The 26,381-nt window shown below is 43.5% G+C and carries 26 protein-coding genes and 1 riboswitch; of the genes, 12 read left to right on the forward strand and 14 right to left on the reverse strand.

The genetic code is table 11. The annotated features are described in order from the left end of the window. Positions 1-279: 279 nt before the first annotated feature. Entirely contained in the window at positions 280-885 is a 606-nt protein-coding gene (locus tag L4D09_RS09720) for a peroxiredoxin C (protein WP_428457307.1), read from the forward strand. 94 nt (positions 886-979) lie between these two features. Here the strand turns inward: L4D09_RS09720 and L4D09_RS09725 are convergent, their stop codons facing one another. The 3 genes from L4D09_RS09725 to rnt all read right to left on the reverse strand — a co-directional run bounded on the left by L4D09_RS09725 (position 980) and on the right by rnt (position 5,787). Further along, positions 980-3,424: a VolA/Pla-1 family phospholipase gene (locus tag L4D09_RS09725; protein ID WP_428457308.1), complete on the reverse strand. Its 2,445-nt coding sequence runs from the start codon at positions 3,422-3,424 to the stop codon at positions 980-982. A gap of 31 nt (positions 3,425-3,455) precedes the next feature. Then, a complete protein-coding gene (locus L4D09_RS09730) occupies positions 3,456-4,715 on the reverse strand; it encodes an outer membrane protein transport protein (protein ID WP_428457309.1) in 1,260 nt (419 codons plus the stop codon). Positions 4,716-5,118: 403 nt separating this feature from the next. Then, entirely contained in the window at positions 5,119-5,787 is a 669-nt protein-coding gene (gene rnt, locus L4D09_RS09735; RefSeq protein ID WP_428457310.1) for a ribonuclease T, read from the reverse strand. Between the two features lie 203 nt (positions 5,788-5,990). On the opposite strand from rnt, the gene motY reads away from it, so the two are divergent. The 3 genes from motY (at position 5,991) to L4D09_RS09750 (ending at position 7,762) form a co-directional block, all read left to right on the forward strand. Further along, entirely contained in the window at positions 5,991-6,878 is an 888-nt protein-coding gene (gene motY / locus L4D09_RS09740; protein WP_428457311.1) for a flagellar protein MotY, read from the forward strand. A gap of 85 nt (positions 6,879-6,963) precedes the next feature. Then, positions 6,964-7,272, forward strand: a complete 309-nt coding sequence (locus L4D09_RS09745) for a hypothetical protein (RefSeq protein ID WP_428457312.1) — start codon at positions 6,964-6,966, stop codon at positions 7,270-7,272. A gap of 151 nt (positions 7,273-7,423) precedes the next feature. Beyond that, positions 7,424-7,762 carry a hypothetical protein gene (locus tag L4D09_RS09750; RefSeq protein WP_428457313.1) on the forward strand — a complete coding sequence of 113 codons (339 nt, stop codon included), beginning with the start codon at positions 7,424-7,426 and terminating at the stop codon, positions 7,760-7,762. Between the two features lie 66 nt (positions 7,763-7,828). On the opposite strand, the gene nth is transcribed toward L4D09_RS09750, so the two are convergent. From nth to rsxA, 7 genes are all read right to left on the reverse strand, one after another. Beyond that, positions 7,829-8,470 carry an endonuclease III gene (gene nth / locus L4D09_RS09755; RefSeq protein WP_428457314.1) on the reverse strand — a complete coding sequence of 214 codons (642 nt, stop codon included), beginning with the start codon at positions 8,468-8,470 and terminating at the stop codon, positions 7,829-7,831. A 151-nt stretch (positions 8,471-8,621) separates the two neighbouring features. Further along, positions 8,622-9,305, reverse strand: coding sequence for an electron transport complex subunit E (locus L4D09_RS09760; RefSeq protein ID WP_428457315.1), 684 nt, complete (start codon positions 9,303-9,305; stop codon positions 8,622-8,624). A gap of 1 nt (position 9,306) precedes the next feature. Continuing rightward, positions 9,307-9,942, reverse strand: a complete 636-nt coding sequence (gene rsxG, locus L4D09_RS09765; RefSeq protein WP_428457316.1) for an electron transport complex subunit RsxG — start codon at positions 9,940-9,942, stop codon at positions 9,307-9,309. Between the two features lie 8 nt (positions 9,943-9,950). Further along, complete coding sequence (gene rsxD / locus L4D09_RS09770) at positions 9,951-11,000, reverse strand: electron transport complex subunit RsxD (RefSeq protein ID WP_428457317.1); 1,050 nt, start codon at positions 10,998-11,000, stop codon at positions 9,951-9,953. A 2-nt stretch (positions 11,001-11,002) separates the two neighbouring features. Beyond that, the gene (gene rsxC, locus L4D09_RS09775) at positions 11,003-13,885 is read right to left on the reverse strand and encodes an electron transport complex subunit RsxC (RefSeq protein ID WP_428457318.1); all 2,883 of its coding nucleotides are present in this window, start codon (positions 13,883-13,885) and stop codon (positions 11,003-11,005) included. 1 nt (position 13,886) lies between these two features. After that, the gene (gene rsxB, locus L4D09_RS09780) at positions 13,887-14,468 is read right to left on the reverse strand and encodes an electron transport complex subunit RsxB (protein WP_428457319.1); all 582 of its coding nucleotides are present in this window, start codon (positions 14,466-14,468) and stop codon (positions 13,887-13,889) included. Further along, positions 14,469-15,050 carry an electron transport complex subunit RsxA gene (gene rsxA, locus L4D09_RS09785; protein ID WP_428457320.1) on the reverse strand — a complete coding sequence of 194 codons (582 nt, stop codon included), beginning with the start codon at positions 15,048-15,050 and terminating at the stop codon, positions 14,469-14,471. It abuts the gene before it with no gap. A gap of 835 nt (positions 15,051-15,885) precedes the next feature. Here rsxA and uvrB point away from each other — a divergent pair. The 3 genes from uvrB (at position 15,886) to L4D09_RS09800 (ending at position 20,139) form a co-directional block, all read left to right on the forward strand. Continuing rightward, complete coding sequence (gene uvrB / locus L4D09_RS09790) at positions 15,886-17,922, forward strand: excinuclease ABC subunit UvrB (RefSeq protein ID WP_428457321.1); 2,037 nt, start codon at positions 15,886-15,888, stop codon at positions 17,920-17,922. 405 nt (positions 17,923-18,327) lie between these two features. After that, the gene (gene luxO / locus L4D09_RS09795; protein WP_428457322.1) at positions 18,328-19,761 is read left to right on the forward strand and encodes a quorum-sensing sigma-54 dependent transcriptional regulator LuxO; all 1,434 of its coding nucleotides are present in this window, start codon (positions 18,328-18,330) and stop codon (positions 19,759-19,761) included. Between the two features lie 18 nt (positions 19,762-19,779). After that, positions 19,780-20,139 (forward strand): Hpt domain-containing protein, encoded by a 360-nt coding sequence (locus L4D09_RS09800; protein WP_428457323.1) that lies wholly within the window; start codon positions 19,780-19,782, stop codon positions 20,137-20,139. Here the strand turns inward: L4D09_RS09800 and yvcK are convergent. The 3 genes from yvcK to L4D09_RS09815 form a co-directional block, all read right to left on the reverse strand. Beyond that, positions 20,101-21,006, reverse strand: coding sequence for a uridine diphosphate-N-acetylglucosamine-binding protein YvcK (gene yvcK / locus L4D09_RS09805; protein WP_428457324.1), 906 nt, complete (start codon positions 21,004-21,006; stop codon positions 20,101-20,103). The two genes, L4D09_RS09800 and yvcK, sit on opposite strands and share 39 nt — an antisense overlap. Before the next feature lie 214 nt (positions 21,007-21,220). Continuing rightward, positions 21,221-21,796, reverse strand: a complete 576-nt coding sequence (locus tag L4D09_RS09810) for an LON peptidase substrate-binding domain-containing protein (protein WP_428457325.1) — start codon at positions 21,794-21,796, stop codon at positions 21,221-21,223. A gap of 157 nt (positions 21,797-21,953) precedes the next feature. Further along, positions 21,954-22,181, reverse strand: coding sequence for a hypothetical protein (locus L4D09_RS09815; protein ID WP_428457326.1), 228 nt, complete (start codon positions 22,179-22,181; stop codon positions 21,954-21,956). Positions 22,182-22,360: 179 nt separating this feature from the next. Beyond that, positions 22,361-22,504, forward strand: a riboswitch (molybdenum cofactor riboswitch). On the opposite strand from L4D09_RS09815, the gene moaA reads away from it, so the two are divergent. The 5 genes from moaA (at position 22,493) to L4D09_RS09840 (ending at position 25,495) form a co-directional block, all read left to right on the forward strand. Next, positions 22,493-23,482, forward strand: a complete 990-nt coding sequence (gene moaA, locus L4D09_RS09820) for a GTP 3',8-cyclase MoaA (RefSeq protein WP_428457327.1) — start codon at positions 22,493-22,495, stop codon at positions 23,480-23,482. (Overlaps the previous riboswitch by 12 nt.) A 47-nt stretch (positions 23,483-23,529) precedes the next feature. Continuing rightward, on the forward strand, positions 23,530-24,009 hold the full coding sequence (moaC, locus tag L4D09_RS09825) for a cyclic pyranopterin monophosphate synthase MoaC (RefSeq protein ID WP_428457328.1): 480 nt from the start codon (positions 23,530-23,532) through the stop codon (positions 24,007-24,009). After that, complete coding sequence (gene moaD, locus L4D09_RS09830) at positions 24,006-24,251, forward strand: molybdopterin synthase sulfur carrier subunit (RefSeq protein WP_428457329.1); 246 nt, start codon at positions 24,006-24,008, stop codon at positions 24,249-24,251. Before moaC ends, moaD begins: the two co-directional genes overlap by 4 nt. Positions 24,252-24,253: 2 nt before the next feature. Beyond that, a complete protein-coding gene (moaE, locus tag L4D09_RS09835; protein WP_428457330.1) occupies positions 24,254-24,700 on the forward strand; it encodes a molybdopterin synthase catalytic subunit MoaE in 447 nt (148 codons plus the stop codon). Between the two features lie 258 nt (positions 24,701-24,958). Continuing rightward, on the forward strand, positions 24,959-25,495 hold the full coding sequence (locus tag L4D09_RS09840) for a hypothetical protein (RefSeq protein WP_428457331.1): 537 nt from the start codon (positions 24,959-24,961) through the stop codon (positions 25,493-25,495). An 80-nt stretch (positions 25,496-25,575) separates the two neighbouring features. On the opposite strand, the gene L4D09_RS09845 is transcribed toward L4D09_RS09840, so the two are convergent. Beyond that, positions 25,576-25,974 carry a MerR family transcriptional regulator gene (locus L4D09_RS09845; RefSeq protein WP_428457332.1) on the reverse strand — a complete coding sequence of 133 codons (399 nt, stop codon included), beginning with the start codon at positions 25,972-25,974 and terminating at the stop codon, positions 25,576-25,578. Between the last annotated feature and the right edge of the window lie 407 nt (positions 25,975-26,381).

Below are 26,381 nucleotides of genomic sequence, written 5' to 3' on the forward strand. Positions count from 1 at the left end.
TAAAAAAGCACCGAATTACCGTATTTATTAATTAATTGGGCTTTTTTGCTCAAAAACATTCAGTTTGCTGAAATTTTTCAACATGTCGAGGAAAATTTGATGCTAACAGGGAATTTTCTTTATCTGTGCTTTAGATCTAAGCCTTGTCATAAAGTGCTGTTTATACTGAATGCGTTCTTAAATGATGTATAACCCGTAGCAATAACAACGTGTTATTGCTATATGCTGTTTATATAAATGGCATTTTCATGATGCTGTGCTAATTAAATGGAGTTTGTAATGAGTGTACTAGTAGGTCGTCCAGCGCCAGATTTTACTGCCGCGGCTGTTTTAGGCAATGGTGAGATTGTTGATCAGTTTAACTTGAAAGAGCAGATTGCAGGAAAGCCTGCGGTTATTTTCTTCTACCCATTAGATTTTACTTTTGTTTGTCCATCTGAGTTGATTGCTTTTGATAAGCGCTTTGCTGATTTTCAGGCAAAAGGTGTTGAAGTGATTGGCGTATCAATCGACTCACAGTTCTCTCATAACGCTTGGCGTAATACCGCAGTTGAAGATGGTGGTATTGGCCAAGTGCAATATCCACTGATAGCTGATACTAAGCATGAAATTTGTCAGGCTTATGATGTTGAGCACCCAGAGGCGGGTGTGGCTTTCCGTGGTTCGTTCCTGATTGATAAAGAAGGTGTAGTACGTCACCAAGTGGTGAACGACTTACCGCTAGGCCGTAACATTGACGAAATGCTTCGTATGGTAGATGCACTTCAGTTCCATGAAGAGCACGGCGAAGTTTGTCCGGCGCAGTGGGAAAAAGGTAAGGAAGGCATGGACGCATCACCACAAGGTGTTGCTGCGTACCTGTCTGAGCACACTGACGACCTGTAATTGAGTCGAAAACATTGGTTATATCATCAATTAATACGGTGAGATAAAACAAAGGCTAGCCGCGAGGCTAGCCTTTTTGGTGAGTATTACGAAGTTATGGTGTAGTGGTCAGAATTCCACTGTTGTTTACTGTAAGTGTAGTGCCATCACCATTAAGCAGGCTAGCTGCATGCCCTTGCATTTCTGGGGTCGCTGGTTTGCCTGAGGGAGCTGTCGTTTCTTGCATGAAACTAGTGTGACTTCCCGCTGTAAAGAAGGCAGCCGTTTTCAGTGGTTTATCTCCAGTAACACTACTTGTAGTAGGAGTTAGTCCCAGCTGTGCTTCTGATACAAGGTTTGCAGTACCTGCAAATGCTGAATAGGGTTTCATGATATCAGTCCCCTCAACCGTTGCTTTTGGTATCAGATAGTTGGGGATAGTGCTGTCACCAATTGTCATCGACATATAAACAGGAGTTTGTTCACTAATAAGTGGCGCGTGATTGAGTGGGTCGACTGTATCCAAGATAGTTTGAGAAGCATATGCAAATTCGCTGTATAAGCTATAAATAGATTCGAGTTGGCTGAGCGACTCATTACTACCACTATTCACTAACGATCGTTCGTATCGCCCATAACAAGTTGTCATTGGTAACAAACCTGGGTTATTACATACTGCCGCAAATTCATCACTGCTTGCCGAAAGTAAAGTACCTTTGACAAAGTTACCAAATGAGCCTGACTCAAGAAGTAAATAGGGAATACCTGCTCCTGGGTTTGCGAGCGCAAACTTATTGATATTAAAGAGCAGCGGGTCTGTTTCTTCATTGACAGTGCGATTGGCAACATAGGCCAAATCAATACCTGTAATTGCCCCTAGCGAGTGACCGACAAAATTGACACCTTTTGTAGGGTCTAGCCAACCAAGTGGGCCCATATTACTGCCGTTTCCTGCTGAAATCCCCGCAAAAAGACGGCCAATAGCGACACGTAGGTTTATTTGGTCTGTAATGCTTTGACGAACATTATCTCTACCAACGGGTAGATATTGCAGGTTCAGGTAAACACTTGGATCGTCTGAGGCATTAACCGTGCTTCCATCTGGAAGCGAGATGCCACGAGTACCATGAAGCGGTAAGTCAATTGCAAAAATTGCATTACATGAATCACCAATTATTTTATCAGGGAGGTCACTTGCTTTAAGAGTGTCTTTGTAAGACGTGATCCCGTGTTGGAAAATAGTAACTTGGTTAGCCGCTATATTCTGACAATCTGTATCAGATGGGAAAATAACAGTGTATTCCACTTCCTGTATTGACTTCAATTTTGGTACAGGGCTATAGCGGGTGATAAGTCGCTCTGCGTCAAGTTGGCTACCGTCAGATAATATGATCTCTTGACCTGTCAGTAATGGCAATACGCGAAGTTGAGTCGCAGGATCTGTCGCAATGTTGGCGAGATCATCTAATGTTATCCCAAGCTCGGTCAGCTTAGCCATTACAATTGTTTTATCAGCATCAGAGCCGTTTTCAAGTACATAAGAAATTGCAGCTAAGCTCGGCATACCACTTTGCCACGGAGTAGAAGCAAATTTCGTTGGGTCTGTTTCTAAGTAATACGGTAAGTTGACAGTCCCTGTGAAGACAAGGTTACCGTCTGGAGTGTTGGTTAATGATGCTTGTTCGAAAGACATCTCGAAGACACTATCTAATTCATCTGGCGTTACGTCTTCACTAATTGCCGTTCCTGCCCAGACGTTTTCTGCACCCTGTTGTAAAGCAAGTGCAGAAGCCGCTTTAGCGGCATACATAGCATCACCGGCAGATACAGTCGTAAACCAATTAGAGAAGATTATTTTATCTTTATCCACCCCCGTTGCAGCAAAAGTCGCTTCACTCAAGTGGGCAACTTTTTGGGCTGGCTCTAGTGCCATGTCTGGCGTTGGAGTCGTTGATTTCAAAACTGCGTAACTACTACTCATCCCTGCAGAGTTACCTTTTTCATCTTTAAGATCAGATGTAACCGCAAACTGGTATTGGCTTGCAGGTTTTAAAGGTTTTAGGAAGATGATTGTTAGTGTTTTACCTGATGCACTTACAATGAAATCACCATTGGCAGCTGTTAATGGTATTGGGGGAGTATTGGCATACTCAGGTGAGCTTGGGTCTGCTGTTTCTAGAAGGTAGAAACCATCTTCAGCTGTGCTAGCATCAAGATTGTTACCAGTAAACTCGATCATTATTGGCTGGTTCGTACTCCAACCATCCGTTTTTCCGAGGGCTATTTCAGGGTCAGAAATATCAGTTGAATATCCTTCTGTACCTACGTCACCGTCTGTTTTTATTGTACCGTCAAAGCTATCCATTGCGAGGTAGGTAGGCGTAACGATAATTGGATTAGATGGATCAGTTGTAAGATCGAACTTTATTTTTGTTTCTGCTTTTAGGCTTTCACCAATACCAGGATCTAATGTAGGGTCACCTGTTGTTGTGGCTTCATCTCCACATGCTGTTAAACCAAGGGTTGATGCTACTAGAAGAGCAAGTAATTTTTTATTCATTAAGTTTATCCTTAAAATCTTTTAGCTAAAATTAGAATTTGTAGTTAACTTGTGCAGCACCTAGCCACGCATAGTTCTTGCCACTAAATTCATATTCTCGGCCATCAACATACTCTTCCTTGAACGTGTTACTTTTGCCATATAGGTAGGTAACACCTAAATCAAATGTTAAGTCATTACTATAAAGATATGTAAAGCCTGCTGAGTACCAGTAGCGGTCTGTGTCAGGGATACTTAGGGTTGCTTTTCCTGCTTGTTCGTCAAACGCAAATCCTGCTCGGATCACCCATTCAGGGTTTAACGTGTATGTTGCACCTAATGAATATCGGAAACTATCGTTATACTCTTCTTCTTTAAGAAGGCAGGTATTATCAATGCAGTCATCACTCGTCGCTTTAAGTTCGGTAAATTTACTCCACTGTGTCCATTGAACACCATAATGGACAGCCCATTGCTTAGTTAACTGGTGAAAACCACCAAATTCAGCAATTGCAGGGAGAGGAACTTTTAAATTGCCGTCAACTGTGGCTGGGTTTGTTGGAGAAGAACCTGCTACACCACTTCCTTGATAGTCAGTGTATTTGCCATCAAAATCTAAATCGACCTGTGAGCGATAGCTAAAGCCAAAGCGGTTATTTTCGTTGAGTTCCCATAATGCACCAATATTCCAGCCCCACTCCCATGTATCACCTTGAAGGTTCATCAGTGTTTGGCTTGGTTCAGTTCCGTATATTGGCGCGAGGCTGCCGAAGTTTCGGTTTAGCTCTGCATCGGCATAAACAAGAGATACACCTGCACCAATGCTGAAGTGATCATTAATCCGCCATGAAATGTTGGGGTTTATGTTTATGGTGATTAGATCTGTCATACCAGCTAAAGCACCAAAATTCGCATCTGCTGGGTAGTCGGTTGCGAAACCGTAATTTGAAAATATTCCAACTCCCCACGCAAGTTTGTCGTTTATTGGTTGGATGAAATAACCTGCAGGTACTGCTGCGAAAGGTGCTACATCATTGTATGTTTGGCTCGGACTGCTACCAACGGTGGATACATCAATAGAAGGGTCAATTAGGGATAAGCTGCCCGAGAATTCCATGCGTTCAAACATGGCCATCGCCGCGGGGTTACGTGCAAGCACTGATGCATTATCTGCTACTGCTACTTCGCCAGAGAATGCACGGCCAAGGCCTGATGCAGAGTGTTCATTTACTTGGAAGCCTGCCGCATTAGCATTAATGCTAACTAGCGCTGCGGTAATGGCCATTGCTGTATAAGTGATTCTTTTAGACATTATTATAGTTGCCTTATATTTAGACGCTGCTTCTTGCTCTTCTATCCATGAAAGGAAAAGCAAACTAAATCACTGGCTCATTGTTTCGGTGAGAGTGTTCCGGGATGGGCATAGTAGAAGGGCTAGCCTATTAGAACAGGCTAATGAGATATTTGTTTCTACTCGTTATCACTGGAAGCATTACGAAACATTATGAAACAGTTGGCACTATTATAAAGATCAACTTTAGAATTGTTAACCTAGTGTAACCAATTGTTTTTGAATATATTGTCTAATTATTCACCGTTCGATTGCGTGCTGTTTGAAATAAACGTTTAAAATGAAACGAGCGTTTGAATATGCATAAAAAAAGCCCAGAGAGTCTGGGCTTTAAAGGGAGGTACAGCAGTGGCTGTTGTTTAAATTAAGCGTCGCTTACTTCATCTTCTGTTTGATTTTCGAACAAAGGCCAGCCGCCTAATTTCTTCCATTTGTTAACAATCTCACAAAAAAGTTCAGCTGTTCTTTCTGTATCGTACAGTGCTGAGTGTGCTTCTTTGTTATCAAAGTCAATTCCGGCTGTTGCACACGCTTTTGCTAATACAGTCTGGCCAAAAGCAAGACCGCTTAATGCGGCGGTATCAAAGGTCGCAAAAGGGTGGAACGGATTACGCTTAAGTTTTGCTCGCTCAGAGGCTGCCATAACGAAGCTGTGGTCAAAGTTTGCATTGTGCGCGACCATGATTGCCCGTGAACAACCCGCTGCTTTTTGTTCTTTTCGAATTTGTTTATAAATGTCTTTTAACGCCACTTCTTCAGACACCGCACCACGTAATACACTGAACGGGTCTCGTATGCCGTTAAATTCTAATGCTTCTTTGTGAATGACGGCACCTTCGAAAGGCGTTACGTGGAAATGATGTGTCGTGGCAGGCTTTATCCAGCCATCCTCATCCATTTGCAGGGTAACTGCACAAATTTCAAGCAATGCATCAGTTTTAGCATTAAATCCAGCGGTTTCTACATCGATGACAACTGGAAAGTAGCCGCGAAAGCGACTTTTTAGTGTGTTTAGTTCGTTATCTTGGCTCATAACACTGCGGCAGAAAATAAAATAATTCGCCATTATGTCAGATTCACAACCGGAGCTAAACCTTTAGGTCGCACGAGCATTTTCATTATGGTGAATGGATGTTAGCTGTTCTATTCGAAATTTTGTGTCTACAGGTAAGTTGATTAAAGATTTTTCTATTTTATCCGATACAATAGAGAGGTTTTAATGAACGAGTAATAACTATGGGCAAAACAACAATCACTCTTTGCTATGCAGCAACGGCACTTAGTCTTGTATTAAGTTGTGCCGTCGTGGCAGGCCAGAAATATGTTGCAAGCCCAGAGCAATCCAGTTGGAAGGTGGCTGTTGATACCCCGCTTGAATGTAGAATGCTTCATGCCATTCCAAACTATGGTGAGGCACAATTTACCTCTAAAGCCAGCAAAAAAATCAACTTAGATTTTGAATTAAAAATGCGTCGACCTATGGGGGAAACGCGTAATGTTAGCTTGGTATCGATGCCGCCAAGATGGATGCCCGGTGAGGCTGCAGAGCCTATAACAAAGTTAACGTTCTTTAAGCAGTTTGACGGTTATGTAGGGGGACAGACTGCCTGGGCGATACTCTCAGAGCTGGAAATTGGTCGTTACCCCACCTTTAGTTATCAAGATTGGCAACAAAGAAACAAGAGAGTAGACGTCGGGCTTTCTGCTGTAGCCTTTCAGTCTTCATACAATCAATTTAGCCAGTGTTTAGATAATTTATTACCTTACAGTTTTGATGATATCGCGTTTACAGTTCTTCATTACGATAAGGACAGTGATGAACTGAATAAAGCGTCTCAACAGCGTTTGGCACAAATTTCAGATTTTGTTCGTTATAGTGACGATGTTGATTTGATCCTCGTCGCAACCTATACCGATTCGCAAGGCGGTAAGAATACCAACCAAGCTTTATCAGAACGTCGAGCGGTTAAGTTGGAAGAGTATTTTATGCAAATGGGGTTACCTAAGAATCGCATTCAGGTTGAAGCTTTTGGCGAGCGTCGTCCAATAGCAGATAACGCATCACCCCTTGGGCGAAGTAAGAACCGTCGTGTTGTGATCTCTTTAGGGCGTACGATTATTTAGATTTCCATACTTTCTCGGTATAAAATTCGCTAATTTTGATTGTTTGTCTAACTTTATAGGGTGTAATCAAAATTGGCCGTTGAATATGAAAACGTTGTTATTCATGACATTGTTTGCTGTCTCACCTCTATTCGCACAAGACTGTAATCAGGTCGCTAAAGTTGATGGTGTACCTTTTGAGGTATCGAAAGATAAAGCTGAAACACTCGGATTAAATAGAGCTGAGTCGTTTACTGTTTATACTGTCACAAGTAAGGCCCGACTTGACCAGCAGGTATATAACAAATTGAAATCTAAGAATATCGAGTACTATTCTGTCGCTTATGTCGTACCTCGTAGTGATAACAGTAACTACCAGGCTATTGTTACTGGCTACTATAATCGGGTCGAGTAGCCTCGTATTGTTAACGTGCTGGAAACTAAAAGGTGGCGATGTCACCTTTACCTTTAGAGCAACCCACCTATATTTCTTATTTCTGAAGCTGAATTAACCTAAAAAGTGGCTAAATTTAGTGTGAACAATAAAAACTAAGAAGGTAGTGGTAATGAAAAATTTAGTTTGGCTATTAATGTTTGGTGTCGGTAGTGTGTTCGCAAGTGATGATGTTGTACTTAATAGTGATGTGACCAAAGTCGACTCGGAGTTGGCGGCAGAAGTTGAGGCTGAGCAGATTACTGTTGAGCAAGCTGAAGAGATGGATCTTAACCGCGCTGAAACGTATGAGCTTTCAAGTACTGTCAGTGTTGAAAATTTAGAAATGCAAATAGCTGAAAAGCTGAAAGAAAGTATTATGCCGTATTACTCTATCGAGTTTAATGACCCAACCAGTGACGACAATAACTACCGTGCCATCGTAACGGAGTATTTTAGTAAGGTTGAATAGTTACTGCCTGAGTTTGATGCTAAAAAAGCCCGATATGTCGGGCTTTTTTAGCTTGTGTGGATCAAGTTATTCTTCTGGGTAGACTTTTTCTTTGAACTCACAAAGATCTTCAATAATGCAGCTACCACAGCGTGGCTTTCTTGCTACGCAGGTGTAGCGACCATGCAGAATTAACCAGTGATGGACATCCACCTTAAACTCTTTAGGGACGACTTTTAAAAGCTTTTGCTCCACTTGGTCAACATTTTTACCTATAGCAAGCTTGGTGCGATTTGAAACTCGGTAGATATGGGTATCAACCGCGATAGTTGGCCAGCCAAATGCGGTATTAAGTACGACATTCGCCGTTTTACGCCCGACTCCTGGCAATGCCTCCAGCGCCTCTCTATCTTCCGGTATTTCACCGTTATGCTGTTCAAGCAATATTCGACAAGTCTTAATGACATTTTCGGCCTTAGAATTAAATAGGCCAATGGTCTTAATGTATTCTTTTACGCCTTCTACACCTAAATCGAATATAGCTTGTGGGGTATTAGCGATAGGGTATAGCTTATCTGTGGCCTTATTAACACTAACGTCGGTGGCCTGTGCTGAGAGCAATACAGCAATGAGCAACTCAAATGGAGAGCTCCAATTTAACTCGGTTTCAGGGTGAGGATTTTCTGCTCGTAGACGTTCCAGTATTTGGACGCGTTTTTCATTGTTCATAGTGACTTCCAGTTAAGCTGACATTGCTCTTATCTGTTGGATTTATAGTATGTTCAGAGAATAAAGAGCATGTTTTGCATCGGCTCTGCTGTGGGTTATCCGTACCCACAGCGTGATTAAGCGTTTGCTTTAGTATGTATGATTAGTTCGATTATGTAACGCGAACTCGCTCGATAGCAGGTTTATCTTGTTGCTTTTTGGCTCTTTTTTCGCGTTGTTTATCAATACTATTTTTTAGGGCAATCATGAATCCGACACCGATAAATGCACCGGGCGGTAATATAGCCAGTAAAAAGCTGCTATCAAAATTAAACACTTCAATACGCAGTACTGAGGCCCAATCACCTAATAGGCGATCTGCACCATCAAAAAGGGTTCCATTGCCGAGTATTTCACGCATCGCACCTAAAACAACCAGAGCTGCCGTCATGCCAAGTCCCATCCAAAGGCCGTCTATTACAGCTGGTTTTGGATCATTTTTGGAAGCAAAAGCTTCGGCACGGCCAATGATAATACAGTTGGTTACGATCAGAGGAATGAAAATACCCAATGATTGATAGAGTCCATAAGTAAAGGCATTCATCAGTAATTGAACACAGGTTACTAGGGCTGCAATGATCATGACAAATACAGGAATACGAACTTCTGAAGGTATCCACTGACGTACCAACGATACAATCAGATTTGAACCTACCAATACTGCTGTCGTTGCTAAACCAAGGCCTAACGCGTTAGTGACAGTTGCAGAAACGGCGAGTAACGGACACAGGCCTAGTAACTGTACGATGGCAGGGTTGTTATTCCACAGACCATTTTTCATTAATTCATTATTCATACTATGATCCGCCCTGACAGTTCAGAGGTTGTTTGAATAAGCTTTGTTGATGCTGTTGGTAGTACAGTGATACGTTCTTAACTGCCCCAACAACCGCTCGTGGTGTGATCGTTGCCCCTGTGAACTGGTCAAACTCACCACCATCTTTACGGACAGCCCAACGAGGATCTTTTTCGCCAGTAAGTTTCTTACCATTGAAGCTATAGATCCAATCACTGATCCTTGTTTCTATTTTATCGCCCAATCCTGGTGTTTCGCTGTGGTTTAAGATCCGTACACCTGTTACCACGCCATCAATGTTCAAGCCAACGATCAACTTAATCGCTCCGCTGTAACCATCTGGTGCGACGGCTTCTATAGCAACGCCTGTTTTCTTACCTTCTTTTTCTGCGATATAAGCAGGCATTGGAGCTGGCGTGCCTAGGTATTGCTCATTGGTAATTAGCGTACAGCTTTTATAGAGCTCATTATCATGGCTATCTGGCGAGATAACTTGATTAAGGACTTTTAGGAGTTCTTTTTGTTGTTGTTCTTCAATTTTACCCGCTGTTAGCAAGTGAGTTACCGATACCAACGTAGTAGAGAGCAAAGCAAATATTGCTAATATGCCCCCATTTTTTTTCATCGCGTTAATCATAACAGCTCCTATTGATGGCCGTAGGTTCTAGGGCGTGTGTAGTAATCAATAAGAGGGACACACATATTGGCAAGTAATACACTAAATGCAACGCCATCAGGGAAGCCGCCGAAGGTTCGAATAAGGAAAACAAGTAAACCGATTATTGCCCCGAAGATAAGTCGGCCTTTTACCGTAGTTGATGCAGAGATAGGATCGGTAGCGATAAAAAATGCACCTAACATTGTGGCACCAGAAAATAGGTGGAACAACGGTGAGGCGGAGTTATCTGGGCTAATTAAGAAGCCCAAGGTGCTGACGAGCAGTAACATGCCAAGCATGCCAGCAGGAATATGCCATTGGATAACTCGCATCTTTAACATGATCAAGCCACCCATTAAAAAGGCAACGTTAACCCATTCCCAGCCAATACCCGCGATGCTGCCAAAGACAGGGCCTGACAGAATTTCAGCGGTTGTATGACCGGTTGTTAGTGATGTTTTAAGGGTATCTAATGGCGTAGCTGTTGTAACACCGTCCACAGCGATACGAAGTTGATGTACGCTAAACCCATCTTGTGTAAAGCCTGTCATGATTGCACTAAGGCTATCGACAAATGTTACAGGCTCCGCGCTGAGTGATATCGGTGGCAGCCACGTGGTCATTTGTAGTGGGAATGATATCAGCAGTACTACATAGGCCACCATGGCTGGATTAAATAGGTTTTGCCCCAAGCCACCATAAAGATGCTTGGCAATGATGATAGCAAAGACTACGCCAATAACGGTTATCCACCATGGTGCGAGAGGTGGAATTGAAATCCCCAGCAATACACCAGTTAACAACGCGCTGTTATCTCGTAAATAAGGGATAAGCGGGCGACTACGTAGCTTCAAGATAGCGGCTTCAGCAACAACGGCGACAATCGAAGCCAGTGCAACTTGGATTAACACACCCCAGCCAAAGAAATACCATTGAGTTGCCACACCCAGTGAAGTGCAAAGAATCACTGTACGCATTAAGCTACTGGTGCTTCGACGGCTGTGTGCATGGGGTGAACTGGCAATATTAAAAGCCACGATTATTTATCCTCATTTTTTTCTTGTGCATCACGAGCTGCTTTTCGTGCTTTTGCACGAGCAACGGCAGCCGCTACAGCAGCTTTTTTCGGATCGTCAGTTTCTGGCGTGTTATCAGCTTCCGTTTCTGCAGGCGCTTCAGCTTGCTGCGCTGCTTTTCGCGCTTTGGCGCGAGCAACGGCAGCAGCCACAGCTGCTTTTTTCGGATCGTCCACTGTTGGCGCGTTATCCGCTTCCGTTTCCTTTTCTGCAGGCGCTTCGGCTTGCTGCGCTGCTTTTCGTGCTTTTGCACGAGCAACGGCAGCCGCTACAGCTGCTTTTTTCGGATCGTCTGCTTCAGGCGCTGTATCAGCTTCTACAGGTACTTCGGCTTGCTGCGCTGCTTTTCGCGCTTTGGCGCGAGCAACGGCAGCCGCTACAGCTGCTTTTTTCGGATCGTCTGCTTCAGGCGCTGTATCAGCTTCTACAGGTACTTCGGCTTGCTGCGCTGCTTTTCGTGCTTTGGCGCGAGCAACGGCAGCCGCTACAGCTGCTTTTTTCGGATCGTCCGCTTCAGGCGCTTTATCAGCGTCTGCAGTAGTTTCGGCTTGCTGCGCTGCTTTTCGTGCTTTAGCGCGAGCAACGGCCGCTGCCACAGCCGCTTTTTTCGGATCGTCCACTGTTGGTGCGTTATCCGTTTCCGTATCCTTTTCTGCGGGTACTTCGGCTTGCTGCGCTGCTTTTCGTGCTTTAGCGCGAGCAACAGCCGCCGCCACAGCCGCTTTTTTCGGATCGTCTACAGCTGGTGTGTTATCCGTTTTCGTTTCCTTTTCTGCAGGCACTTCGGCTTGCTGCGCTGCTTTTCGAGCTTTAGCACGAGCAACAGCCGCTGCCACAGCCGCTTTTTTCGGATCGTCCGCTGCTAGTGCGTTATCTGTTTCCGTTTCTGCGGGTACTTCGGCTTGCTGCGCTGCTTTTCGAGCTTTAGCACGAGCAACGGCCGCCGCCACAGCTGCTTTTTTCGGGTCGTCCACTGTTGGCGCGTTATCCGTTTCCGTTTCTGCGGGTACTTCGGCTTGCTGCGCTGCTTTTCGTGCTTTAGCACGAGCAACAGCTGCCGCCACAGCGTCCTTTTTATCATCAGAAGGTGTTGTTACTTGATCCTCACTGATTTCTGTTTGTTTAGCCGCTTTACGCTCACGAGCTTGGCGCTTACGTTCTTCACGTAACTTTGCCATTTCACTATTGTCGGGTAGTGAATCTTCCGTGTTATTTGCTTTTGCAGCTGCTTCTGCCTGTTTCGCTTTAGCGCGAGCAATAGCTGCTGCAACAGCCGGCTTTTTATCATCTTTTTCTGAGCTTGCCGCTTGCGCTTGTTTGGCTTTTACTCGAGCAATAGCGGCTGCGACAGCATCATCACCACCAGACGATGACATCTCTTTTCGACGATCGTCTGCTGCTTTTTTGAAGCGATTCTCGCGTGCGGCTTTTTCTCGTTCAAAGCGGGCTTGTTTAGCTTCAAAGCGTTGTTTAGCGCGTTCTGCGTTTTCTTCATCTTGACGTCGAGCGTATATTTCAGCTTTCGCCTGACGATAGTAACTGACGAGTGGTATCTCACTTGGACACACATAGGCACAAGCGCCGCATTCTATACAGTCAAAAAGGTTATACTCTTCGCATTTGTCGTAGTCTTGGTCTTTTGCATACCATTGCAATTGCTGAGGCAACAGAGATGTTGGGCAAGCATCAGCACAGGCACTACAGCGAATACAGGCCATTTCATGCGTGTGAAGAGGCAACTCTCGACGCTTTGGAGCTAAAATACAGTTAGTAATTTTAGTGATCGGTACATTGGCATGGGGCAGGGTGAAGCCCATCAGTGAACCGCCCACAATAACGCGTGGGTACTTTCTATCCGGCTTGTAGCCATAGTGGTCAAGTAAGTAGCTAATGGGTGTACCTAAGCGTGCAAAAACATTACCGCGTTGTTTGAAGGCTTCACCTGTCAGCGTAACAACACGTTCAATTAATGGTTCCCCATCAATAATCGCGCGCTTAACAGCAAAGGCTGTACCGATATTTTGTACTACTACACCAACAGCTGAAGAGCGAGACTGTGTTGGTACTTCACGGCCAGTTAGAACCTTTACAAGCTGTTTGGAGCTGCCAGAAGGGTACTTGGTTGGGATAACACGAATAATAATATTATCATCGGCATTAACGCACTTTTCTAAAGCCTTTATAGCTTCTGGCTTATTATCTTCGATACCAATTAGCGTAAGCTTTGGCTTCACAATGTGGCGTAAGATACGAATACCTTCGATGACTTCTGTCGCATAATCTTGCATTAAGCGATCATCGGCGGTGATATAAGGCTCACACTCGGCAGCATTGATGATTAAAATATCTGCAAGTCCAAGGCTACCTTGCAGTTTTCGTCCCGTAGGAAAGCCTGCGCCACCTAATCCAGCAATACCATTGAGGCGAATTGTATCAATGAGCTCACCGGGCTCTTGTGATTGATAGTCGAGGGTCTGAGTTTTTTCACACCACTTATCTTCACCGTCACTTTGGATCACGATGCTTAAATCGGCTAAGCCTGAAGGGTGCGCTGTTGTACGTTGTTCTATGGCACTGACGGTACCGGATGTTGGTGCATGAATAGGCACGCACATACTCATGTCACTTTTTGTCAGCGGTTGCCCTTTAAGCACGCTATCGCCAACAGCAACCAGAATATCACCTTTGGTACCGATATGTTGCTTCAGCGGCAGTATGAGTTCTTGGGGTATACCAGCTTGTACAATCGCAGCTTTGTTCGATATTTTTTTGTTTTCAGATGGGTGTATTCCGCCCGGAAAGTCCCAAAGCTGGCCTTGCTTTATTTGTTCGATAATTGACAGCATGTTACTTCACCGTGCTCTGTTTACTTTCGGCTGGTAGATTAATAACAGGAATTTGGTTCAGATCCCATTTCCAGCTTTCAGGTGTCGTTTCTATAGGCACCATTTCAATACAATCAGTTGGACACGGCGCAACACATAAATCGCAGCCGGTACATTCATCTTTAATCACGGTGTGAAGGGCTTTTGTTCCACCAACAATTGCGTCTACAGGACAAGCCTGAATGCATTTTGTACAGCCAATACACATGTCTTCATGAATAAAAGCCACTTTCTTAATACTTTTCTCAGCATCATGCGCAGACTCTTGAACATCAACGCCCATTAGGTCTGCAAGTTTTTCTATCGTTTGTTGGCCACCCGGAGGACATTTGTTGATGTCATCACCATTGGCAATGGCTTCGGCATAAGGACGACAGCCAGGGTAGCCACATTGCCCGCATTGGGTTTGTGGCAAAATGGCGTCGATTTGTTCAACTATTGGATCGGCCTCTACCTTAAAACGAATAGACGCAAAACCTAAGATAAGGCCAAAGATTGCAGCAAGAACGGCAATCGCGATGACGGCAATCAGTAATCCGCTCATTTACAGTTTCACCAATCCAGTAAAGCCCATGAAGGCGAGAGACATTAAACCTGCGGTGATCATGGCAATAGATGCTCCTTTAAAAGGCTCTGGAACGTCAGCAGCAGCAATACGCTCACGCATTGATGCAAAGAGTATCAGCACGAGTGAAAAACCTGCCGCAGCACCAAAGCCATAAATCACGGATTCGATGAAATTATGTCGCTCATTAATATTCAGGAGAGCAACCCCGAGCACTGCGCAATTGGAGGTAATTAATGGTAAGAATATCCCCAATAGACGATAGAGCGTTGGGCTGGTTTTATGAACCACCATTTCAGTGAATTGAACGACAACAGCGATCACTAAGATGAAACTGAGGGTTCGAAGGTATTGAATATCCAAAGGGATAAGAATATAGGTCTCAACCAAGTATGCACACACTGATGCCAGTGTGAGTACAAAGGTTGTCGCTAACCCCATGCCAATCGCGGTTTCCAGTTTTTTGGAAACGCCCATGAAAGGACATAGACCCAAGAATTTTACCAATACAAAGTTGTTAACCAACACTGTACCGACAAGGAGGAGTAGGTATTCAGTCATACCGCCATAATACTATTTGCTAAAGATCCTTATATTATCAGTCTTTGTTGTATCTATAACAACTCCTCAGCAGCAGGGTTTTTCAGTTAGATGTACTTTTTGATGGTTAATTCGCCCATCGTAATGAGAATGCTATGTTGTATTAACAGGCATGTACGTATTTCCAGCATTAAGTAAACATTTGTCAAATATTTTCGTATGCACCATGCCAACTTATTTTGAACCGTTTTTATATAGCAAATCGCTCAAAAGGGTCTTGCATTCCCACAGCCCAGTAAAGACAAGGCTTTAGCACACTTATCCACGGAAACTGTGGATAAGTGTGTTAATGGATACTTGGAAACTACTCAGTAAGCCTATGTGGGTGGCGTTTTGTGTAAAAAATAGACAATTCTTTGAAGGCGTTAAATACCTGTTATTGGGGGCATCATAAGGTGTGGCTTAAGTTTGGGGACGTGTATTGAAGTAATTACTTTACTTTTTAATTGAGAATAATCTTCTGTGAATTGATTTAAATCAAGAATTGAATAAGCTGTGGGCAAGGTTGGTATAAAAATATAACACTAAGGAATAGTGAGGACTTATTCAGAATGAATCTGAATGGAGGCTGTATGAATCGTGGGCGGTGATAATACGGTGTAAGATTCATACCGTCAAGCGAAAAGTATATTTACTTTAATTAGCGAAAAATGCCATGCCAATAAGCGGTTACTCATCGGGTGGCTTTAGTAAGATCTAGATTGGTGAATGCGTAAGGATGCACTCTATTATTGACATGTTCGTAAGCTACTGCACAATGTCACTACACTGATCATATAACCAGTTCGGAATCATGATGGATAAGACTAGCTCTAAAACTTTTAACCTTTCATCACGCTATTCACCTTCTGGTGATCAGCCAACGGCTATTTCGCAGTTACTTGACGGGCTCGATTCAGGGCTGGCGCACCAAACTTTATTGGGAGCGACGGGTACGGGGAAGACATTCACAGTTGCAAACGTTATTGCGGAAACTGGACGTCCAACGATGATCCTTGCCCCCAACAAAACGTTAGCTGCACAATTATATGGAGAAATGAAGGGCTTTTTTCCAGACAATGCTGTTGAATATTTTGTTTCATATTACGACTATTATCAGCCCGAAGCGTACGTACCAACAACCGATACCTTTATAGAAAAAGATGCATCGGTCAATGCGCATATCGAACAAATGAGGCTATCGGCAACCAAGGCAATGATGGAAAGGCGTGATGTCATTATCATAGCTTCAGTGTCTGCGATTTATGGCTTGGGTGATCCTGATTCTTACTTAAAGATGATGCTGCATGTTCGACGTGGGGATATGATCGATCAACGTGATATTTTACGTCGCCTGGCTGAATTGCAATATAAGCGTAATGATATGGCATTCGAGCGCGGTACCTTCCGAGTTCGTGGCGAAGTCATAGATATTTTTCCTGCGGAATCAGAGAAAGATGCCATTCGTCTTGAGCTATTTGATGATGAAGTTGATTGTATCAGTGTATTCGACCCTTTAACGGGTACCTTGATTAAGCGCGATTTACCAAGGTGTACTATTTATCCGAAAACCCACTACGTTACACCAAGAGAAAAAGTACTTGAGGCGGTAGAGGGTATAAAAGTCGAATTAGCTAGCCGTAAGAAACAGTTACTTGAAAGTAATAAATTGGTAGAAGAACAGCGGATCAGCCAGCGTACTCAGTTTGATATTGAAATGATGAATGAGCTTGGCTTTTGTTCTGGAATTGAAAACTACTCACGCTATTTAAGTGGTCGTACAGAAGGCGAGCCACCACCGACCTTATTTGATTATTTACCTGCCGATGGTTTGTTGATTATTGATGAATCTCACGTAACAGTTTCACAAATTGGTGCCATGTACCGTGGTGACCGTTCGCGCAAAGAAAACCTTGTAGAGTACGGCTTTCGACTACCTTCTGCACTAGACAATCGGCCATTGAAATTTGAAGAATTTGAGGCACTCGCACCACAAACGTTGTATATATCCGCAACACCGGGCAATTACGAAATTGAAAAGTCTGGTAATGATATCGCTGAGCAAGTTGTACGGCCGACGGGCTTACTTGACCCTATTATTGAAGTAAGGCCTGTTGCCACACAAGTTGATGATTTACTGTCTGAAATACATAAAAGAGAAGTGAAGCACGAACGCGTGTTGGTGACGACTTTAACCAAACGTATGGCCGAAGACTTAACGGAATACTTATCTGAACATGGTGTGAAGGTAAGATACCTACACTCAGATATTGATACAGTAGAACGGGTCGAGATAATACGCGATCTCCGTTTAGGCGAATTTGATGTACTTGTAGGTATTAACTTGCTCCGAGAGGGGCTTGATATGCCTGAAGTTTCACTTGTTGCGATTTTGGATGCTGATAAAGAAGGCTTTTTACGTTCTGAACGTTCATTGATACAGACCATCGGCCGAGCGGCTCGCCACTTAGAAGGTAGAGCCATTCTTTATGGTGATAAAATTACCGGCTCTATGCAGCGTGCAATTTCAGAAACAGAACGTCGCCGAGAAAAACAAATCGCACACAATGAAAAGCATGGCATTGTGCCGAAATCCCTTGATAAAAAAGTCTCCGATATTATGGAGCTAGGTATTCCGGGTAAAGGAAAATCAACAAATCGAGCTGCGCAGCTTCACAAGGTCGCAGAGACAAAAGGCAGCTATAGTTCGATGTCACCACAACAGCTTGAAACTGAAATACAGCAGGTTGAGAAGCAGATGTACGATGCGGCACAGAATTTGGAGTTTGAAAAAGCCGCAGAGCTGCGAGATAAAATTCATACGTTAAGACAGCAATTTATTACCAACAGTTAATTCCCACTCATTTGAGATGCCTCTTTTTACTTTTGCGTATGTATCAGGGGCAGATTTCAGGCAAAAAAAAGCCAACCGAGAACAATTTCGGTTGGCGTCATTGTTTTAGTGAAAAAATCCACAAACAACGTCAGTTGGCTAGGTTGACTCTCAGGAGAGTCATATTAATTAATGCAGAACCTGTGCCAACTTTTTAAGACATCTTTAATTGTACTTTTTTAGCGGCCTTGAAGGACATTTTTGTCATTTCAAGGTTGAAAAATAAACACGCATTTGCATTTTGCGAATTATTATGCGATTCATAATGAAAAAAAAGGCGTTATGCGACTTCAATGACAAAAAAGTACTATCAAAATTTTTCTATTGATTACAATTAGTAAAGATCAATAAGATTTGGAGGGGGCAATGGAAAGCAAAACAAGACAGCGCCAAGTCTTGATGGTTGAAGACACTGCGTCAGTCGCGGCACTTTATAAGTCTTACCTCAACCCTTTAGGTGTATCGGTAACGATCGTTGGCACGGGCTCAGAAGCGCTCAGGTTTGTCAAAGATATCATCCCGGACCTTATTTTACTGGATCTCAGGTTGCCAGATATGACCGGGATGGAGGTGTTGGAAGCGGTAAGGCGCGATCTCGGCGATATACCTGTCGTGATCATGACAGCCCACGGTTCGATTGATGTAGCTGTTGAAGCAATGCGCTATGGCGCACAAGACTTTTTGATAAAACCATGCGAAGCCGACAGGTTACGTGTGACGGTTAATAATGCGTTAAAAAGTGAAGAAAAATCATCGCAAGGAGTAACAGCCTCCAAGCAGGCTGGTGCACAGTATCAAGGCTTTATTGGTAATAGTTTACCGATGCAAGCGGTATATCGAGTGATTGAATCTGCTGCATCGAGTAAAGCAACGGTATTTATTACGGGTGAAAGTGGAACGGGTAAAGAAGTGTGCGCGGAAGCCGTTCATGCTGCGAGTCCTCGAAATGATAAGCCATTTGTTGCCTTAAACTGTGCTGCGATACCCAAAGAGTTGATCGAAAGTGAACTGTTTGGTCATGTAAAAGGGGCGTTTACTGGGGCATCCACTGAACGGCAGGGTGCTGTGGAACTTGCCAATAATGGGACGTTATTTCTTGATGAGCTTTGCGAAATGGATCTTGATTTGCAAAGTAAACTGCTTCGCTTCATTCAAACAGGCACCTACCAAAAAGTCGGTTCATCGAAAACCAGCTCTGTTGATGTACGCTTTGTTTGTGCGACGAATCGAAACCCTTGGTTAGAGGTACAAGAGGGGCGCTTTCGAGAAGACTTATATTATCGTTTACATGTTATTCCTGTAACACTGCCTCCGTTACGCGATCGCGGTGAAGATGTACTTGAAATAGCACATGCTTTACTGGCACTGGTATCGGTTGAAGAAGGGAAGGACTTTAGTCGTTTTTCCCCCGAAGTTATTAAGCTCTTTACTCAATATCATTGGCAAGGAAATGTTCGTGAGCTACAAAACGTAATTCGTAATATCGTGGTGCTAAATACAGGCACAGAGGTTACATTACCGATGGTGCCGCCCCCGATTAATAATGGTGGCGTTAAAATTGCATCCTCTTCAAGCATTGTGTTAGATACGCCAAGCGTACCTGAAGTGCATGGCATCAACAGTGTAAGCCAAATGGCGACTAAATCGCAGGTAGAGCCGCTTTGGATTGTAGAGAAACGCGCAATAGAAGCAGCAATTGATGCCTGCGATGGCAACATTCCGCGAGCGGCGGGACTTTTGGAAGTTAGTCCGTCCACGATTTATCGTAAATTACAAACCTGGCAGGAAGCACAAGGTTAGTTGTAGGGAGAGTATTGAATGGCAACCGGAATCAACGCAGAAACAATTAGGCGTATGGCAGACGAAGTTGGTCACGATACCTTAACGTTATTATTGACCGTATTTAGTGATGAGCTGGATCAGTATTTTTGTCAGCTTTCAGATCAACCAAGTGTTGGCCAGGTGAGAGAGATCAGCCATGCCATTAAAAGTAGTGCCGCTAGTTTTGGGGCCGACGAATTAGCGTTAATGGCGCAAGAGTGCGAATCGAGAGTAAAGCAAGGGCAAGAGCAGTGGATGTTCGACCATCTGTCTGAATTTAGACAGTTGGTCGAGGGTATGGCAATTGAATATAAACGCTTAGCGAGCCATGATGATCCGCTCAATGGCTTGCTGTAGTTTTTCGCGGTCATGACGCCATTCGTGATTGTTTGATGCGAGATCTTCCACGTATTGTTTATATTTCGCATCAAGCAATTCATTTGGCTGATCAGTTAGTACGCAGTCTACTTGACGCCCCCCCATTGCTCGCTCGCACCAATGAAGCATTTGAGCGAGCGACATTCTACCCGCGGGGCCGTTCTCTTTATCTAAGTTAGTAATAAACACAACGTTAGCTGAGCTGCTTTTCAGCGCTTGCTCTATTTCTTTCAGCAGTAATGCAGGCATTACACTAGTAAGAAAACTACCAGGACCAAGCAAAATAATGTCAGCATTATTGATCGCGATAACAGCTTCTTTGGTTGCGGGCACTGCAGGTTCAACATAAAGACGTTGAGGTACATCTTCTAATTCGTCAACACTGGTTTCACCACAGATAATTTCACCTGCTGGCGTCATGGCTGATAGGTCGGCTGGGTGCTCTGACATCGGAACGATATTAGTTTTTACTTTTAACATATCGCAGATGAGGTTAATGGCTTCTAATGGGCGAATCGAAAGGTTATCCAGTGCTTTTAGCATTAAATTACCGAGATTATGTCCATCAAGCTCCCCGTTACCACGAAAGCGATATTCAAAAATCATCGAGCCAACAGAAGGTTCGGTAATTAACTGATTAATACAGTTACGCATATCTCCCCATGCAATTCCCCCCTGACAAGCCCTTATTCGGCCTGTTGAACCACCATTATCTGTGGTGGTGACAATACCTGTCACGTTCTCACCGTAGTCAGATAAGGCCGATAAGATCCGTCCTAATCCGTGACCGCCACCAATAGCGACAATGTTTGGGCTTTGATTAGAAAGAGAGGTTGCGTTAGACATGAAGGTGCCAATATATACCGATAAAACAAGAATTGTGAACAGTGTACTAATTTCATAACAGCGAATACAGGCAATTACGTAAAGCTGATAACTTTGTCACACTTCGTGAGAGTGAAACATGCGTGGCAAGCTGATCGCGCGGGCGGGGGTAGGGTATATTGCGTAACCCGTTACGCCTTCTCTTATGAGTGAGGCGTACATTGTGGTTTGGCAACTAGTGTGTTTTTTGCATGATGCTCATTAAATAATCATATGTATCTAAACAGTTCGGTGTATTTATTAACGCTTGCTTCTCACTGGGTGGTACTGGCAGTATTTCAAGCCAGCGCTGACATAACCAAGTCAAGTTATTGAATTGTTTTTGCTGATGAAGGCCATTAAGTTCTGGGTGCTTTTTGAACATGACCTTTAGTTTATCAGCGAGAATTTGCTGGTCATTATTCACTTGAGTTTCTGGCCAGAGCGGAATGGCATCGCATTCGCCAATGAATACCCCATCATCATTACGCTCGAGACTATCGATTCGAAAGTTTTCATGGCCTGAAACCGTTACGATCAATGTGCCATCTGTTGGGGATGTGTCAAAATCTTCTACAGTGACACGTGTACCGATGTGGAAGAAGTGATGTCCATGCTCACCTTCATCGAACATGCAGACCCCAAAACTATCGCCACTCGATAATGCCGCTTTAAACGTATCCATTTGTGGGCCGGGTGCAATGCGGAGAGGAATTTTACCGCCAGGTAAAATATGGCGCTTTTGGAAAAGAAGCGGTATGTACTGTTTCATAAGATGCTCCGGCTATTTAACCCTTGTCAGATAATATAGACATTGCAAATGTAGTGCCGGATTGTCATACCGCTTTTATTGGGGCTTTCTTACTAATGAGTCAGTATTCAGTATCATATTGCAAACGGATGGCCAAAATGAGTGTGCAAAATGCGAATTATTTTTGATTTGCGATAATCTTCAGTGCGCTGTCGCTGGGTAACAGTTCTAAGTGACTTTGTTCATCAAAGTACCAGCCTTTTATTAACCCTTTATCCTGCATATCGGTAAAGCTATCAATAACGACCTGAGCTTGTGTGCGGGCACTACTCGCATCTAGCCCTTCTTCACGCTGTAGATAGAGCGCAACATCTTCAAGCGTGGCAGATTCTATTATATTGGACATAATATCCTCACTTTTTGTAAGAAAACTTTCCTGTATTCACTTTAGTAGTATTGTCGTGAAATCCCGTGAAAGGTAGAATGCAACACGAATTTTTTCCAACGATTTGCCCGTTTGGTCAATTTTCTGATACTTTTATAACTATACGCTGTTGTGTTCTGTTTGGATTATACCCCTTTACACAATTGCCATAACTCCGAGCTTGGATCACTAAGTGCTTCTTAAAAGAAACATAAGTGTTTTAAGACAGTGACATTTTGTCACCAGGGTCGATAAAGAAATGCATCGGCCTCCCGTATTTGGAAAGGTGTTCCGTGGCGAAACAATTTGAAGATAATTATCATCGCAAGTTTTATTACTTGCGTTTGTCAGTTACAGATGTCTGTAACTTTAAATGTACATATTGCCTGCCGGATGGCTATCGTCCAGCAGAGAATAAAAAACCTTCTTTCCTAACGCTTGAAGAGATCCAGCGAGTGACTGGTGCTTTTGCTGAATGTGGTACGTCTAAAGTGCGTATTACGGGTGGTGAGCCGAGTCTTCGTCGTGATTTTACCGATATCATTCGTACTGTTGCAGCGCAGCCAGGTATTACCAAAGTCGCGACCACGACAAATGGTTACCGTATGGCAAAGCATGTTAAAGAGTGGCGTGATGCTGGTTTAACGCACATTAATGTGAGTGTTGATAGTCTTGACCCGAAGATGTTTTATCAGATAACTGGTGAAAACATGTTTAATCAGGTTATGGATGGTATTGATGCAGCCTTTGATGCGGGTTTTGAGCAAGTAAAAGTGAATACGGTCTTATTGAAAGATCTTAATTCACAACAACTCCCTCAGTTTTTAGCTTGGATTCAGCATCGTCCTATTCAGCTGCGTTTCATTGAATTAATGCAGACGGGTGAAATGGATGATCTCTTTACCAACCATCATGTATCGGGCGTGAGTATTCGTAATTACTTAATTGCCAATGGTTGGGTGTTGAAGCTTAAAAGCAATAACGATGGCCCTGCCCAAGTGTTTTGTCATCCTGATTATCAGGGTGAGATAGGGCTGATTATGCCTTACGAGAAAGACTTCTGTAAAAGCTGTAATCGCTTGCGTGTTTCGGCAAAAGGTAAGCTGCATTTGTGTTTGTTTGGTGATCATGGCGTAGAGCTACGTGATTTACTGCAAGAAGATGAACAACGTGATGCACTGATCGCTCGTATTCAAGGTGGATTACAAGAAAAAGCGGTTAGCCACTTCCTTGATGAAGGAAATACAGGCATGACACCGAACTTGTCCTCGATTGGTGGCTAAGCCAACTTTTTACATTATATTCATTTTTTCTGTTTGGATTTTAACGGATGAACCAATTTACGCACATTAATGCTTCTGGTGAAGCGAACATGGTAGACGTGTCTGCAAAGTCAGAAACGGTTAGAGAAGCACGCGCAGAAGCTTTTATTCATATGGCTGCTGAGACCTTGCAGCTTATTGTTTCTGGCCAGCATCATAAAGGTGACGTATTTGCTACAGCCCGCATTGCTGGTATTCAAGCGGCAAAGAAAACATGGGATCTAATTCCACTTTGTCACCCGTTGCTGTTGTCGAAAGTTGAAGTACAACTTGAAGCAATTGAAGCGGAAAATATGGTGCGCATAGAGTCTTGTTGTAAGTTAGCGGGTAAGACTGGTGTTGAAATGGAAGCCCTGACGGCGGCTTCGGTTGCTGCACTCACCATTTACGACATGTGTAAAGCAGTACAAAAAGACATGGTGATCGGACAGGTTCGTTTACTTGAAAAAACGGGCGGGAAGTCTGGGCATTTTAAGGTGGAATCATGATTAACGTACTTTTCTTTGCTCAGGTAAAAGAGCTAGTAGGGGTTGATCGCCTTGAATTAAATGCTGAATTTACTACAGCTGAAGCATTACGAAGCCACTTAGTGACACGTGGTGATAAATGGCAGCTTGCATTAGAGTCTGGAAAATTGCTGGTGGCGGTTAACCAAACAATCACAGCGTTAGATACTGAAATTAAAGACGGCGATGAAATTGCCTTCTTCCCGCCAGTGACTGGGGGTTAATAATGATCTCTGTTCAGTTTGAAGACTTTTCAGTTGCTGATGAGTACGAGCAACTGTCTCAAGGGACCGATGCTGGAGCCGTGGTTACGTTTGTTGGCAAGGTTAGAGATTTTAACCAAGGTGATAGTGTTACTGGTCTTTCTTTAGAGCACTACCCTGGAATGACAGAAAAGTCATTGGCTGAAATCGTTGAGCAGGCTAGCCAACGTTGGCCATTATTGAAAACCCGCGTGATCCACCGAGTCGGTGATCTAGCATTGGGTGATCAAATTGTTTTTGTTGGCGTAACCAGTGCTCACCGTGGTGCAGCATTTGAGGCATGTGAGTTCATTATGGACTTTTTGAAAACACGTGCTCCTTTTTGGAAAAAAGAGCAAACGGCAGAAGAATCACGTTGGGTGGATGCTCGCGATACAGATACTTCTGCTGCTGATCGCTGGCAAAAATAACACTGCAACTATAGCGCCTATATATGGGCGCTCTATTCTTTCCTGTTCCTCCTGTTCCTCCTGTTCCTCCTGTTCCTCCTGTTCCTCCTGTTCCTCCTGTTCCTCCTGTTCCGCATAATCTTTCTTAAATATTCAGGTGTTCATTCCTAAAGCGCTGTGCTACTTTCAAAGTATGGGTATAAATAACCATAAATAGTGAATGGTTATTTGATTTTGAACGATGAAGCAAGGAATGCAAATCTGCAAAGGAGTATGCTTATGATCAGGAGCGATCGTTTACTCTATGAATTAGAGCCAGATGGTTTTGGGCAAAGAAGCTGTGAAACATGGGCTCAATGGCGACCTAAGGCAAAGCAAGTACTGCCTAATTTCCCTGATGATGTACTTGAGCATTGGGTTTATCGGCATTGGAAAGGGGTGCTTTGTCATTGGGGGTGGTTGGATTTTCAGTCAATGCACTTCTCTTTGGAAGAGTGGAGCTCAGAGAAAATTCAGTCAAAAATTCAAACGCCACACCAAGATGTCATTGATAAGCTGTCTGGCCGAATGCAAAACCCTATTTTTCAACGTAGCTGGCTGGTTCAAGAGATGCAAGAGAGAGGTACTTGGCCTGTTGCCCCAATTGTCCTTCATTATGAGCGTGATTTACCCATGATGAACGGCAAGGTGTTAAAAGCGCCTTTTAATCTTATTGAAGGCCACCATCGTTTAGCTTATTTAAAACGTATGATTGTTGATGGCGTAGATACTCAGCGTACACACAAGGTGTGGACGATAAAAATAAACATGCATTAGTTGTGTAAATTATTATATTAGCACTTGAATCTTTATGTGGTAACAAGGGCAATGGCGCCCTTGTTATCAGTAGTGATGACTTAGTTTAATTTTGATAGCTGCTTATAACAACGACGCTCTGCAGCGTTAAGTTCCATCATCAGTAGTTCAATGTCATTTTGTTGCTGTTTTAGTTTTTTCTGGCGCGCCTGAACAGTATTGAGCATGTCTTGTAACTGTTTCTTTGTGCCGCTATCTGCGTCATATAGGCGAAACAACTCTTGTACCTCCATTAGAGTAAACCCTAAACGCTTACCCCGTAGGATGAGTATCAGCCGACTTCTATCTTGGCGTGAAAAAATCCGATGCTTGCCACGACGCTGTGGTTTAAGTAACCCTTGATCCTCGTAAAAGCGAATACTTCTTAACGAGACAGAAAACTCCTGTGCAAGTTGAGATATCGAGTAGGTTTCGTCACGTATAATTGTTTTTGTTTCCATCGAGGCTTCCATTCAAAACATCAATACCAAACGAGTAAGTGCTGCTGGTTTATTGTTTGATATAAGGTGGCAGATCATTTCCTTGATCGTTAGCTGATGATTCCATAGCTATTGATGAATGGCAAGGATCGCAGAAATTAGCGGATGTGTTTGAGGAAAAAGTAGCCCCTCATAATGAGGGGCTAGAGATAGGATAACGCTACCGCATAGGCTTAATTGTTATCTTTGTTACCATCTTTGGCTTTGTGCGATGGAGGCACGTAGCCGTGACGGACGCGGGAAGGACTTGGGGGTGGATAGCAACCAACGGGTCTCATATATTTTTACTCTCAAGATATAACGGAACGGGAACGGATTATTGGAATAAACTTAGTGTAATTAAGTAAATAGCCAATAAATTTATAGTA

Source organism: Photobacterium makurazakiensis (assembly GCF_050336715.1).
In the GTDB taxonomy this organism is placed as follows: Bacteria; Pseudomonadota; Gammaproteobacteria; order Enterobacterales; family Vibrionaceae; genus Photobacterium; species Photobacterium makurazakiensis.